Raw genomic sequence first — 12,862 nt, forward strand, 5'->3', positions numbered from 1 at the left:
CCGCGGACCGACGCTGCGGGGGTGGGAGACTAACGTCATGGACATCGCGTTGGGCCTGCTGGTGATCGTTGCGGTGGTGTGTGCCGGCAGCGCGGTGGGCCGGAAGCTCAACCTCCCGGTTCCCCTGCTTTTGGCCCTGGCCGGGGTGGCGGGTTCGTTCCTGCCGTTCATTCCGCCAGTGGAGCTCAATCCCGAATTGGTCCTGGTTGGCCTGCTGCCTCCGCTGCTCTATGCCGCCGCGTTCCGGACGTCGCTTTTTGACTTCACATCGAACCGGCGCTCCATCGGGCTCCTGTCCGTGGGCTACGTCATCTTCGGCACCCTCGGGGTCGGAGCGGTGGTGTGGTGGCTGTTCCCGGAAATCCCGCCGGCCGCCGCCATCGCACTGGGCGCGGTGGTGGCTCCCCCGGACGCCGTGGCGGCCACCGCAATCGCCCGGCGGGTGGGCATGCCCAGGAGGATCGTCAATATCCTTGAGGGCGAATCGCTGGTCAATGACGCAACAGCGCTGGTGTGCCTGCGGGCTGCCGTGGCTGCCATCGCCGGTTCCGTGTCCGCGCTGGATGTGGCCGGCGGTTTCGTGCTGGCGGCCGGCGGCGGGCTGGTGGTGGGCCTTGCTGCCGCCTACATCCTGACCGAAATCCGGAAACGGATCAGCAACGTGGCCATCAACACCTCAACGTCGCTGATGGCCCCCTTCGTTGCCTTCCTTCCGGCCGAGGCCATCCATGCATCGGGCGTGCTCGCCGTCGTCGTCACCGGACTGGTGATGGGCACCAAGGCGCCGTCCATGCCCAACGGCGCCGCGCGGCAAAGCGCCCGCAGCAACTGGGACACCGTGCAGTTCCTGCTGGAGAACTCCGTGTTCCTGTTGATTGGCCTGCAGGTGCGGACCATCATCGACAGCGTCCAGGACGACTCGCTGGGGGCCGGCAGGGTGTGGCTTGGCTGCGCGGTGATCCTGCTGGCCGTGCTGGTTCTGCGCCCGCTCTGGGTCTTTCCCTCGACGTACCTCCCGCGCCTGATTCCGTCCGTGCAGCGGAAGGACCCCGCGCCGCCCTGGCAGTTTCCCGCCATCGTGTCCTGGGCCGGCATGCGCGGGGTGGTGACCCTTGCCGCCGTCCTGACGCTGCCCGGTGACCTGGAACACCGGAATGTGCTGGTGCTGGCCGCCATGGTGGTAGTTGGCGGCACCCTGGTGCTGCAGGGCTTTACGCTGCCGGCCCTGGTGCGGGCGCTGGGGGTGCCGGGGCCGGACAGGCGCGAGGATGCGCTGAACCAGGCTTCGCTCATGCAGCTGGCCACCGCTGCGGGAATGGAGCGGCTGGAGCAGCTCCGGCGCGACAGCGATCCGCCCGAAGTGATGGACATGCTGCGGCGGCGGACCCAGGAGCGCGGGCTGGCCGCCTGGGAGCGCCTGGGCCGGCCGGCGGCAGAGGCGGCGACCCCCAGCCAGCGCTACGCCCAGCTGCGGATGGCCATGCTGGAAGCCGAACGGGACAAGGTACTGGAGCTCCGGCGCGGCGGGGACTTTGCCCACGAGGTCCTCAGCGAAGTCCTGGAACGGCTGGACGTTGAGGAATCCATGCTCGACGCATCCCTCCATGAACTGGACACAGCCGCCGGCGGGGGCGGCGAGGGGCTGTCCCAGCCGGGCGGCGTCTGCGACCACCTGACCGCGGCGATGCCCTCACCGGTTCCCGACAACCCGGCCTGCGCAGGCTGCGAACGGGAGGGCACCACACCGGTGCACCTGCGGATGTGCCTTGCCTGCGGCCACGTCGGCTGCTGCGATTCCTCCGCGGGACGGCACGCAAGCCGCCATTTCAAGGAAACCGGCCATCCGGTCATGCGCAGCATCGAACCCGGCGAAGAATGGCGCTGGTGCTACGTCGATGACCTGCTGGGCTGACACGCCCGGCTTTAACGCGCTTTGCGGATCCGGATCGGCCCCTTCGCCGTGGCAGGGTCCACTACGGACCCGCCCTGGGTGATGTGGACCTGGCCGGCGTCAACGAGGCGCCGCGCAGCTTCCCGGGCCGGGTCCATGAGCTGCCGCCAGTCCTCGCCGCCCACGGCCCTGGCGGCATCGGACGGGCAGATGGTGGACGTTGCCGCCCGGGCAGCCAGCAGTTCCAGGATCTTCGCCTCCAACTGCCGGTCAACCGGGGTGTGCGGGCCGTTCCCGCCGGTGTGCGCCATGCGTGGGCTCCGTTCCAGAAGATGCGGCTCAGAAGGTGCGCCGCGGGATGGCACGCTCGTACTGGGGCGGCCAGGCCAGGTCGTGCCCCAGTTCGAACGCGGCCCGGAGCCACCAGTGGGGATCGCGCAGCGCGGCCCGGGCAATGAAGACGCCGTCGGCCTGCCCGGTGGCAACGGCATGCTCCGCCTGTCCGGGGGTGGTCACCAGGCCAACGGTGCCGGTGGCGATTCCTGCCTCCCCGCGGATGGCGGCGGAGAACCCGGTCTGGTAGCCCAGGCCCGGCTTGATCTGCTGGTGGGCCACCGCCCCGCCGCTGGAAACATCCACCAGGTCCACTCCGTGCGCAGCCGCCTCGCGGGCCAGCCTGACGGAGGCTGCCTGGTCCACCCCGCCCGGCGCCCAGTCGGTGGCCGAGATGCGGAGCAGCAGGGGCATGGAATCGGGAATCGCGGCGCGGACGGCGTCAACAACGGCCAGCATCAGCCGGTTGCGGCCGGCCTCGTCCCCGCCCCACTCATCATCGCGCTGGTTGATCAGCGGGCTCTGGAACTGGTGCAGGAGGTACCCGTGCGCCCCATGGATCTCCATGGTGTCAAAGCCGGCGGCCACTGCCCGTTCCGCAGCGGCAGCAAAATCGGCGACGACGCCGTGGATCTGTTCCACGCTCATGGCGGCAGGTGCCGCGTAGCCCTCGAAGGACGTGGTGGACGGGCCCACCGTGTCCCACCCGCCATCGGAGGCGGGCACGCTGCCGTGCTTGCCGGAAAACGGCCAGTAGGTGGATGCCTTCCGGCCGGCGTGCGCCAACTGGACACCGATTTTGGTGCCGGCAGTACCGTTCCGGTGGACGAAGGAGATGATCCGCTGCCAGGCAGCCGCCTGCTCGTCGTTGTACAGGCCGGCGTCGCGGGGGCTGATCCGGCCCTCGGCGTTCACCGCCGCGGCCTCCGTGAGGATCATCGCCGCACCGCCCACGGCGAAGCCGCCCAGGTGCACCAGGTGCCAGTCGTTGGGGACCCCGGGGGCGTCGTCGGGATCGCAGCTGTATTGGCACATCGGCGAAACCCAGCCCCGGTGCTGCAGTTCCATGGACCTCAGCGCCAGCGGCTGGAAGAGGGCCGGCACTAGAACAGCACCCGGGCCAGCGCCTGGCGTGCCTTGGCGACGCGCCCGTCGCCGGCGCCCACCACCTCGAACAGTTCCAGCAGCCGGACGCGCGCAGTTTCACGCTCCGGGCCGAAGTTCCGGCCGATGAAGGCCACCAGCCGGTTCAGCGCATCCTCCACGTGGCCGCCGGCCACGTCCAGGTCTGCCACGCCAAGCTGCGCCTCGAGGTTGTCCGGCTCATCCGCCGCCAGCGTACGCAGGGCGTCACTGTCCTGGGCCGAGACGGACTGCAGCCGGTCCATCAGCTCCACCTGGGCCAGCCCTGCCTTGGCTTCATGGTCCGACGGCATTTCCTTGAGCGCCTGGCGGTAGGCCTCGGCGGCCGCTGCGTAGTTGCCGGCCTCGATGGCGTCGTAGGCGGCCTGGTGCAGCGGCGGCAGCGGTGCGGGTTCCTGTTCGGCGGGCCCGCCGGCGTCCAGGCTTCCGGTGACCCCGTTGGCGGCAGCCACCTTGAGGAGTTCGTCGAAGAGGCTGCGCACCTGCTGTTCCTCCGCTGCGCCCTGAAAAAGCGGTACGGGCTGCCCTTTGAGGACGGCGACGGCGGTGGGGACGGCCTGCACCTGGAAGGCCTGGGCAAGCTGCGGGAAGGCTTCGATGTCGGCGGCCCCCAGGACCAGGCGTCCGCCGTAGCTGGCCACGACGCGGTCCAGGGTGTCCAACATCCTGCTGGACTCCGGCGAGTAGGAGGCCCACAGGGCAAACACCACCGGAACCTGTGCGGACAGTTCCACCAGCTGCTGGAAGTTGGCTTCAGTGACGTCGACCTTGAGTTCGGGTCCGCCTGCCGGTTCGCCCGGCTGGCCGCCCTGCGCCGGTGCCGCAGGACCTGAAGGGGCGTTTCCCGGGGCAGGAGTGCCGGCAGGGGCGGCGGGGCGCTTCAGCGCGGAAAGGTCGACGGCGCCGCGCAGGTTAAGCAGGTTGGCAGCGGCAGGAGGGACTGGGCGGGAAGCTGGCGAACTCATGTTTCCCACTCTATCCACTCCGGCCGCTGCCGGGGGTACTGCAGCCGGGCGCTACTTGAAGCTGGCGCCGACCAGGCCGCGGGTGGCGGCAACAAGCTTCATCGGGTCCGTCGATCCCGCCGGGGGGACATACACGGCCATCGACTCGGCAAAGCTCAACACCATGCCGGTGGTGGTTTCCTTGCCGCCGGCCAGGGCTGCGGCGTCGTCACCGATGCTGAGCTTGTCGCCGGCAGCTTTCGGGGTGCCTTCGAAGCCGAAGTTGATCCTGCCCAGGACCAGGGCCCCGCCGTCGGAGGTCCGGAAGACCACGGTGCTCTCGGGGACCACCTTGTGGGTGAAGGTGAAGTTGCCGTTCTCCCCGGCCTTGACCACCTCTGCCTGGTAGGACAGGGTGTCAGCGATGTACGGGGAGGATTCGCCCTCGGTGAGCTTGTCCTTGAACGGCGAATCCGCGGACGTGAGCCTGTCGGCGAGGCCTGACATGGCTTCCTCGCCGCTGTAAAGCAGCCCGGACTTGTCCGCGGCGGCCAGGGTTTCGGTGCCCCCGCGGCTGATGGAGGGGAACGTGGTGCCCGGCTGAAGGGGCGTGGTTTCCATGAGCTTGTAGTTCTCGCGCGGAGACTGCTGGACCAGCGTCAGGATCTGCGGCACGACGTTGCCTTCGCCCTGGGTCACGGCCAGCACCGAACGGGGCCAGTCACGGCCGCTGGTGACCACCGTGGTCAGAAGCTTGGTGGAGCGGACGGGCATGCGGGGCTCGTAGGAACCCACCTGGGAGCGGATCTTGTAGTTCTGGGTGCGGATTTCCAGTTCGGGGCCGGCAACCCGGTCCGCGAGTTTGGCGGCGTCCTTGGCAGCGTCACCGGCGTCGGTGGCGCTGGAGACCTGTTCGAGGATCCGGCGGAACTGGGCGTCCAGCAGGACCGGCGGGCCAACTGCTTCCTTGGCCGGCGATGAGGCGCTGCCCGAAGGCTGCGGGCTGGGGCTGGCCGCCTGGGCGGCGGTGCCGGATCCGGCCAGTACAGCTGCCGCCACACCGGCGGCCACCATGGTGACCTTGGAGGAAGAGGACGACGACGGTGCCTGGCCTTGCGCCTTCCGGGCCCGGGCACGGCGGGCGAAGCCGGAGTCGCCACCGCCTTCGCCGTCCTTCCGGCGGGCAGAAAGCAGTGCCAGGGCGATTCCGCCCAGGACCAGGATGCCGCCGATGACCATCAGCGGGACAGCCCACGGGGTGGACGTGTCATTGGGGAAGGTCATGGAGATGTTGGCCGGGGCGGGTTTGGTGCCGTCGGCCGCGAGGAGGAGGCTCCAGTCGCCGTCCGCGGGCGGCGTCCAGGTGTACTCAAGCTCGCCGCTGGCGTTCTCGCTTGATACCCACAGGTCCGAGCCCGCGGGGTTGGGGGCCGTGCCTTCGCCGTCGGCATGCTCAACGGAGAGGGACTTCTCATCCTCGGAAACCCCGTTGATGGTGTTGTGGGCTGTCTTGCCCACCCAGGCGTCGACGTCGTCCGGCCGGCCGGAGGCCAGCAGGAAGTTTCCGTCGCCCTGGATGTTGATCTTGACCGTGCCGCCGTGCAAGGTGCGCAGCTTCTGGTCGATCACTGTCAGCGGCGCCGCGGTGGCGCCGGCCGGCGCGGAAGCCGTGAACGTCTCGGAGGGAGCCCAGATGGTTCTCTGGCCGATACCGGCCAAAAGTGTCAGGAGGCCGAGCAGCACAAGTGCGGCTGCAGTCTTTAAACGCAAGGGAAACACCTATCATCAGCGGGGGTTTACCTTCAATAGTAACCTTTTTGTTACCAGGGAGCCCCTTTTAGGGCCGCGCCCGCCAGGCACTGCCGGCTCACGGGAGGCGCCTTCGGCTCGCGGTGGCAAGCCTGCTGATAGTGTTTGCGATGATCATCACACCGGCCCGCGCAGGCGGTGCCACGCACGGAACAGGCCCCCAAAACCATTGACTGACAAGACGGACCCGTCCTCGGCTGCAGCCGGAAATCCAGGGGATCCCAGGGGCCCTGTCCCTGCCGCCGTTCCTCCGCTGGGCATGGCCGCACGCCGCGGGGGCTCAGCCGCTGCAGCCCTTGGCGAGGTGGTCCGCCGGCTCCGCCAGCCGCTGCCCGGCGCCCAGCCGCGGCTCCGGTTCGAAATGCCGCCGGAATATACCGGGCAGGTTCCGGACGCGGACCACGACGGGGACGAGGAGCCGCAGTTCGGCCATCCCGGGCCCCGGATGTCACCGCAGCATCCGCTGTACATGGGGTTCATGGGCACCGTGGGCGTGGGCTTGGCGCTGCTGGTCTACTGGATCGGTTCCCACACGACGCAGCTGCTGCTGTGGATCGTGGCAGCGCTGTTCATAGCGCTGGGCCTGGAGCCGGTGGTGGGCTGGCTCGAAGGCCGGAAGATCCCCCGGCCTGCCGGAATCCTGGTCTCGGTGGCGGTCCTGATGGGCGCCGTCGTCGGTTTCTTCGCCACCCTCATTCCCACCATCGTGGAACAGGTCTCCGAGATTGTGCGGCAGGCGCCGGACTGGGTGCGCAACTTCATGGATTCCGACCTCTTCCGCAGCCTTGATGACCAGTTCGGCGTGCGCGACCGCATTACGGAGGAACTGAACAAGTTCGTCAACGACCCCGCCGCGATGGGCGGCATTTTTGGCGGCGTCCTGGGCTTCGGATCCACCGTGGCCAACAGCCTTTTCGGGGCCCTGATCGTCCTGGTGCTGAGCCTGTACTTCCTGGCGGCGCTGCCGGCCATGAAGAAGTGGGGATACCGGCTGGCTCCACGTTCCCGGCGGAAGCGGGTGGCCGCCCTGTCCGAGGAGATCACGCGGTCGGTGGGCAACTACGTGATCGGCCAGGCCTGCGTTGCCCTGCTCAATGCCACCTTCGCCTTCGTGGTGATGTCCATCGTGGGCATTCCGTTCGCCCTGCTCCTGGCTTTCGTCGTGGTCCTGCTGGCTTTCATCCCGCTGGTGGGCGGGATGATCGCGGGCATCGTGGTGACCCTCGTGTCCCTGACCGAGGGCTGGCAGGTGGCGGCCATCTACGCTGTCTGCTATTTCGCCTACCTGCAGTTCGAGGCGTACTTCATCTCACCGCGCATCATGCAAAAGGCAGTCGCAGTCCCCGGTGCCGTGGCGGTCATTTCCGTCATCGCCGGCGGCAGCTTGCTGGGCGTGCTCGGCGCCCTGATCGCCATCCCCACCGCGGCCGCCGTGCTGCTGCTGGTCCGCGAGATCTACATCGTCCGGCAGGACCAGCACTAAGCCTGCGGCATCACGCGCCGGCGGTCGCCGCCGGCCCGTCCCACTCGTGGGGCAGTCCTGTTCCGGCCTGGCCGGGTAGCACCTGGGCCACGATATCGTTCAAGACCCGCGCAGCGTACTTCTCCCCCACCCAGAGGTGCTTGGCTCCGGCCACCCCCACCACGCGGGCCTGCGGCACCAGGCGGAAGCGTTCGGCGGCTTCGGCCGGCTGGAGGAAGTCGTCATGCTCCGGCACCAGGACGGTGAGGGGCTTGCCGGACTCCGCCCAGAGCTGCAGGTGCTTGTCCGTGGCGCGGTGCAGTGGGGGCGAAAGTAGTACCGCGCCTTCGATCTGGCCGGCTACCGGCTCCACGGCACCGTACATCAGGGCCAGTTCGGTCCCGAACGACCAACCCACCAGCCAGCGGTTGGGCAGGCCCCGTTCGACGGCGAAGCGGACCGCGGCCTCCACGTCATACCGCTCCCCGACGCCTTCCTCGAAGGTGCCGGTGCTGGTCCCTCGGGGCGAGGCGGTGCCCCTGGTGTTGAAGCGCAGCACAGCGATGCCCGCCAGCGCCGGCAGCCGGTAGGAGGCCTTGCGGTACACGTGGGAATCCATGAAGCCGCCGTGCGTGGGCAGCGGGTGGAGGGTGATCAGTGTGGCCCTGACCGGGCCGGATTCCGGCAGCGCCAGCTCACCCACCAGCGTGTGGCCGTCCTCCGTCTGCAGCTCGATGTTCTCGCGCCGGGCAGGCAGGACGGTGGAGGCGCGGATGGGAGCGGGCCCCTGGGTTTGGGTGAACTGGTACGACGCCGGATCAAAAGTCATGCCTGCCAGCTTAGCGACAGCGGCGGTACTACTCTCCCGCACGGCTCAGCGGTAGCGGTAACTGCGCGTCATCCAACAGTTGGTGTGCCAGTGCCGCCGTTCCGCCAGGCCGGCGGCCGCCCCAAAAAGGTGGTCGTCCTTCCAGACCACCAGGTGTGCAACACCGGGCAGGACAGCCGTGGAGCATTCCGGGCAGATGTAGGTCTTCTCGGCGTTCTTCGCGGTCATGGTCCGGACCATCCACTCGCCGTCGGGGGCGCTTTCCCGGCGGGCGATGCCGGCGCGGGCGCGTTCCAGGTCCAGCTCTGGAACATCCGCATTTCCCTTCCGCCCTGCACCGCGGCCGGAAGCGGGGCCCCTGCCGGAAGCGGGACGGCGGGGACGGTTGGAACGGGGCATGTATCCATTCTGCCCCAGCGGATCCCCCGCCGACGCCGCGCCGCAGGTGCCCCGCCGCCCCTCCCGGCCGTCCGCCGTCGGGCACGGCCTGCCCGGCCCACGCGATAGTCTGTACGGCGTGCGACTCGTCATAGCCCATTGCTCCGTTGATTACGTAGGCCGGCTTAAGGCCCATCTCCCCCTGGCCACCCGGCTCCTGCTGGTGAAGGCGGACGGTTCCGTGCTGGTGCATTCCGACGGCGGTTCCTATAAGCCGCTGAACTGGATGAGCCCGCCGGCAACGCTGCGCGTCTCCTCGCCCGACGAAGTGGACCTGGAACTGGGTGTGGTGGAGCAGTGGACCGTGCAGTCGGCCAAGACCGATGACCGGCTGATCATCAACATCCATGAGAAGGTCAGCGAGTCCTCCCACGACCTCGGTGTGGACCCAGGGCTGATCAAGGACGGTGTGGAAGCGGACCTGCAGCGGCTGCTGGCCGAACAGATCGAGACGCTGGGCCAGGGCTACTCCCTGATCAGGCGCGAGTACTTCACGGCGATCGGCCCCGTGGACATCCTGGCCCGGGACGCGGACGGCGCAACCGTGGCCATCGAACTCAAGCGCCGCGGCGACATCGACGGCGTCGAGCAGCTGACCCGGTACCTGGAACTGCTCAACCGCGACCCCCTGCTGGCACCGGTCCGCGGAATCTTCGCCGCGCAGCAGATCAAGCCGCAGGCAAAAGTCCTGGCCAACGACCGCGGGATCGACTGCGTCACCCTGGACTATGACGCAATGCGCGGGGTGGACGACAGCGAATCCAGGCTTTTCTAGGTACGCATCTTTGTTGCTTTGGGCACCTAATGGGGGCTTTTATGAAAGTACGTTCCGCGTCACCTGCTTTTTACCCAAATTTTCTCCTTTTTACCGGTCCTGCCGTTGACCTGCGGGAACGGGCATGAAATTCTTGTCTCAGTCTTTGTGTAGGTGTTTTTCATGCTCGCAAGACATGTTGCGAGCGCGAAGCTCCTGCAGCGCCGGACCCTTTCCCGGAAAAGGCAAACCAGGATTCTTCTCGCGGAGTGACCAAGTCCGGCACGCGGTGTGCCGGTCTTAAAAAGTTCCACAATGAGGAGAAATAAATGGCACAGGGAACCGTCAAGTGGTTCAACGCTGAAAAGGGCTTCGGCTTCATCACCCCGGACGACTCCGATGGCGATGTCTTCGTTCACTACTCCGAGATCCAGACCGGCGGCTTCAAGACCCTCGACGAGAACCAGCGGGTTCAGTTCGAAATCGGCCAGGGCGCCAAGGGTCCCCAGGCTACCGGCGTAACGCTGGTCTAGCAGCCGCCGGCCGCACCTTGCGGCTGACAGCTTCAACAAATGATCCCCGGCAATTTGCCGGGGATCATTTGTTTAAAGGGAAATTTGCCCAGCAAATGCGAATTAATGGTATTCCGCCATTGAAGACTTCGCGCCGTGGGGCCGCTCAGGTAACCAGCTTGCGGACCAGCCGGGCGCCCTGCGCCAGGGAAAGCCCCGGCAGGTAGGCCCGGGTCAGCGCCCTCCCGATCGCCGGCAGGTGCAGCGGGTCCTGGTAGTACAGGTACAGTGCCCGGTACTCGGGCTGGAACCGGGATTTGAACGCTGCCAGGGAACGGAAGCCATAGACCGGTTCCAGCGCGTGTCCCACCAGGTCGAGGATCCGCACCAGGTTCTGGGCGCCTTCGTCGGTGGCGGCCCCGTCGTCCTCCGTTCCGTCGCCATCCCCTGTCTCCCCGGCCTCCGGTTCCCCTCCGCGGCCGGGCTGGGCCTCCGGACGGCTGGCCAGGGGCGAGCCGGACAGCGAAATCATGTCCACAGAATCCCGCAGCTCCAGGACTGCGGAGGCGATCAGGAATTCCATCACTCCCGGGAAGCCCTCACTGCCGCGGCGCATGACGTCCAGCGTCCTGCTGACCAGCCGGCCGCCGTCGTACACCGGAAGCCAGCTGGTCACCCCGTGGACCGCACCATTGCCATCCACAGCCAGGCAGCAGAGCACTTCCTCATCATCGAGTTCGTCCACTCCCCCGAGGGTGAACCCCATTTCCGGGACGGACTTGCCGGCAGCCCATTCTTCCGACACTTCGTTCAGCCGCGACCTGAGTGCCGCCGGCAGGGAATGGTAGGAGCCCCACACCGCATGCACCCCCAGTTTGGTGGCACGGTTCAAGGCGGTCCTGACGTTCTGCCACTCCTTGCCCTTGAACTCCAGTTCGTCCAGCGCCAGCCGGGTCTCCTGGGCCACCGCCACGCGCGAAAAGCCGCGGTCCTTGAGTGCCGGCCACAGCGTGTCGTCGCAGGAATACAGGGCCGGGATCAGCGCCTGGCTGCGGCAGTAGTCCAGGAACCCCTCCGTGACGCGCTGTTCCGCCTTGCGTTCACCAAAGGCACCGCCCAGGGTCAGGGCCACCGTCCCGTGCTGCTGGAAAGCAACGGCCCCGGCACCGTCGGGGCTGAACCAATACGTGTTGGGCTCCCACAACGCCATCCAGGACAGCGGTCCGCCGCCCTGGTGCAGCAGCTGGCGGGCACGGTCCTTGTCCTGCCGTCCGAAGTTCAGCCCGTGGTGCCGGCCCACCAGCACCCACCACACTGCGACCAAGGCCACCAGCCAGAACACGGGCCCCGAGTACGCAAACAGGATGGCCTCGGCGCTGTCCGGCTCCGGGAACGCCCTGCGGAAGTGCTGCGGGATGGGCACCGGGACGTATTGCCTGGCCAACTCTGCGAACAGGCCCAGCAGGCCGCCGTCACGGGCCAGGCCACCGGACCAGAACCAGGCCACCGTGTAGGAGCCCGCCAGGACGAGCCACGTTCCACAGACCACGGCCCCGAGGGTCCGCCGGGCGCCCGGGCGCGTCTGCACCCGGAACTGGCGGCGGTTCAGCCACAGGACCACCGCCAGCAGCAGGGGGACGATCACCAGGGGAAGCACATGGGCAAACGCTGAAGCCAGGGGGGTCGCGTGCGTCCCTTGAAGGCGCGAGGGAACCAGGGCGAAGAGGGCAAGGTAGACAGCCGCCAGGGCTGTCACAGCCAGCTGGATGGCCAGGGCTATGCTGAGCGCCAGCCGCCTGCCCCGCCGCATGCCGTCCGCGCAGATCAACAACAGGATCACCGGCACCACGGCAAGGGCCAGTCCGAACGGCCCCGCGAACCCTGCCCGCCCCGTTTCCAGGCACGAGGCGTCAACGGTGGCGCCGCAGTTGAACACCAGCTGGCTGAGCGTGGGCATCGGACTGAGCACCACATCCCGAAGCAGGGCCAATGGGCCGGTGGGCGCGCGCGTGATTCCCGTCAGGATGGGGCCCACGGCGAAGACCGCAACCGTGAGGGCCAGCAGGTTCCTGGTCTCGCGGCCGGTGGACCGGTGGCGGTGCAGCCTGCCCTGGTCGCCCTGGATCCACCAGCCCGCGAGGAGGCCCAGGAGCGCACCGATAAGGCCTATCACCGTTTCAGCGTGGCCGACGTAGAGGACCAACAGGATCGAGATGGACAGCACCGCGGTGCGCAGCCGGCGCTGCCACAGCAGCGTGATCCGGGCACTGGCGGCGAGGCCCGCCGTCAGCACCGGAGCGTAGGGTCCGATCAGGCTGTCATTGACCATCTTGTCCAGCCAGCCGTCCCCCACGTACACCGCCAGCTGTGTCACCAGGAGGAACACGGTCACGGCCACGAACTGTCCGCCGAAGAAGAGTCCGACGGCGGCGCGGCGGCCCAGCTTGCGCTCGGCGAGTCCGAGCAGCAGCACGATCATCAGTGACGCGCTGAGGTAGGCCAGTGGATTCGTGGCGAAGAAGAGGCTGGTGAAGAGAGACCACCATTTGCCGTCGCGCAGGCCGGGCCCGCTGACCGAGGCGAGCCCGAGCAGCCGCTCCGGCGGACCGTCCAGGAAGCTCCCGGTCAACGCGGCAGCTGCGAGGAAGGCGACAACCACGCCCAGCGTGAAGGGCATGGCTTTCAGCGTGCCGACCACCTGCTGGACTGCCGGACGGCCGACGGCGGCCCACATCAGTGCCGTCGTG

General features: G+C 68.1%; 11 protein-coding genes. 4 read left to right on the forward strand and 7 right to left on the reverse strand.

All coding sequences use genetic code 11. From position 1 onward, the window contains the following. Positions 1 to 37 precede the first annotated feature (37 nt). On the forward strand, positions 38 to 1,912 hold the full coding sequence (locus tag ACFVTD_RS00615) for a Na+/H+ antiporter (RefSeq protein ID WP_387556653.1): 1,875 nt from the start codon (positions 38 to 40) through the stop codon (positions 1,910 to 1,912). An 11-nt stretch (positions 1,913 to 1,923) separates the two neighbouring features. Here the strand turns inward: ACFVTD_RS00615 and ACFVTD_RS00620 are convergent, their stop codons facing one another. Genes ACFVTD_RS00620 through ACFVTD_RS00635 form a run of 4 tightly spaced genes read right to left on the reverse strand, consistent with a single transcriptional unit; the run spans position 1,924 to position 6,054 of the window. Beyond that, a complete protein-coding gene (locus ACFVTD_RS00620) occupies positions 1,924 to 2,202 on the reverse strand; it encodes a DUF3253 domain-containing protein (RefSeq protein ID WP_387556655.1) in 279 nt (92 codons plus the stop codon). Positions 2,203 to 2,230: 28 nt separating this feature from the next. Further along, positions 2,231 to 3,328, reverse strand: coding sequence for an NADH:flavin oxidoreductase/NADH oxidase (locus tag ACFVTD_RS00625; RefSeq protein ID WP_387556657.1), 1,098 nt, complete (start codon positions 3,326 to 3,328; stop codon positions 2,231 to 2,233). Next, positions 3,328 to 4,332: a co-chaperone YbbN gene (locus ACFVTD_RS00630; RefSeq protein WP_387556659.1), complete on the reverse strand. Its 1,005-nt coding sequence runs from the start codon at positions 4,330 to 4,332 to the stop codon at positions 3,328 to 3,330. The genes ACFVTD_RS00625 and ACFVTD_RS00630 overlap by 1 nt, the downstream gene beginning before the upstream one ends. Before the next feature lie 51 nt (positions 4,333 to 4,383). Next, positions 4,384 to 6,054 carry a hypothetical protein gene (locus ACFVTD_RS00635; RefSeq protein ID WP_387558899.1) on the reverse strand — a complete coding sequence of 557 codons (1,671 nt, stop codon included), beginning with the start codon at positions 6,052 to 6,054 and terminating at the stop codon, positions 4,384 to 4,386. Between the two features lie 235 nt (positions 6,055 to 6,289). On the opposite strand from ACFVTD_RS00635, the gene ACFVTD_RS00640 reads away from it, so the two are divergent. Further along, positions 6,290 to 7,603, forward strand: a complete 1,314-nt coding sequence (locus ACFVTD_RS00640; protein WP_387556661.1) for an AI-2E family transporter — start codon at positions 6,290 to 6,292, stop codon at positions 7,601 to 7,603. Positions 7,604 to 7,613: 10 nt separating this feature from the next. Here the strand turns inward: ACFVTD_RS00640 and ACFVTD_RS00645 are convergent, their stop codons facing one another. Together ACFVTD_RS00645 and ACFVTD_RS00650 are read right to left on the reverse strand one after the other, a co-directional pair. Then, a complete protein-coding gene (locus tag ACFVTD_RS00645) occupies positions 7,614 to 8,411 on the reverse strand; it encodes an alpha/beta hydrolase (RefSeq protein WP_387556663.1) in 798 nt (265 codons plus the stop codon). A gap of 45 nt (positions 8,412 to 8,456) precedes the next feature. Then, a complete protein-coding gene (locus tag ACFVTD_RS00650) occupies positions 8,457 to 8,810 on the reverse strand; it encodes an ATP/GTP-binding protein (RefSeq protein ID WP_387556665.1) in 354 nt (117 codons plus the stop codon). A gap of 118 nt (positions 8,811 to 8,928) precedes the next feature. On the opposite strand from ACFVTD_RS00650, the gene nucS reads away from it, so the two are divergent. Next, on the forward strand, positions 8,929 to 9,624 hold the full coding sequence (gene nucS, locus ACFVTD_RS00655) for an endonuclease NucS (protein ID WP_387558902.1): 696 nt from the start codon (positions 8,929 to 8,931) through the stop codon (positions 9,622 to 9,624). A 308-nt stretch (positions 9,625 to 9,932) separates the two neighbouring features. Continuing rightward, positions 9,933 to 10,136, forward strand: a complete 204-nt coding sequence (locus ACFVTD_RS00660) for a cold-shock protein (protein ID WP_011692441.1) — start codon at positions 9,933 to 9,935, stop codon at positions 10,134 to 10,136. Positions 10,137 to 10,281: 145 nt separating this feature from the next. On the opposite strand, the gene ACFVTD_RS00665 is transcribed toward ACFVTD_RS00660, so the two are convergent. After that, positions 10,282 to 12,849 (reverse strand): bifunctional lysylphosphatidylglycerol flippase/synthetase MprF, encoded by a 2,568-nt coding sequence (locus ACFVTD_RS00665; protein ID WP_387558905.1) that lies wholly within the window; start codon positions 12,847 to 12,849, stop codon positions 10,282 to 10,284. Positions 12,850 to 12,862 lie beyond the last annotated feature (13 nt).

It is taken from the genome of Pseudarthrobacter sp. NPDC058119, assembly GCF_042884655.1.
In the GTDB taxonomy this organism is placed as follows: domain Bacteria; phylum Actinomycetota; class Actinomycetes; order Actinomycetales; family Micrococcaceae; genus Arthrobacter.

Excerpts from the sequence above, each read along its gene's own strand:
- ACFVTD_RS00660 (WP_011692441.1), top strand. The coding sequence starts at position 9,933 with ATGGCACAGGGAACCGTCAAGTGGTTCAACGCTGAAAAGGGCTTCGGC.
- ACFVTD_RS00650 (WP_387556665.1), bottom strand. The coding sequence starts at position 8,810 with ATGCCCCGTTCCAACCGTCCCCGCCGTCCCGCTTCCGGCAGGGGCCCC.
- ACFVTD_RS00665 (WP_387558905.1), bottom strand. The coding sequence starts at position 12,849 with ATGTGGGCCGCCGTCGGCCGTCCGGCAGTCCAGCAGGTGGTCGGCACG.
- ACFVTD_RS00630 (WP_387556659.1), bottom strand. The coding sequence starts at position 4,332 with ATGAGTTCGCCAGCTTCCCGCCCAGTCCCTCCTGCCGCTGCCAACCTG.
- ACFVTD_RS00615 (WP_387556653.1), top strand. The coding sequence starts at position 38 with ATGGACATCGCGTTGGGCCTGCTGGTGATCGTTGCGGTGGTGTGTGCC.
- ACFVTD_RS00620 (WP_387556655.1), bottom strand. The coding sequence starts at position 2,202 with ATGGCGCACACCGGCGGGAACGGCCCGCACACCCCGGTTGACCGGCAG.
- ACFVTD_RS00645 (WP_387556663.1), bottom strand. The coding sequence starts at position 8,411 with ATGACTTTTGATCCGGCGTCGTACCAGTTCACCCAAACCCAGGGGCCC.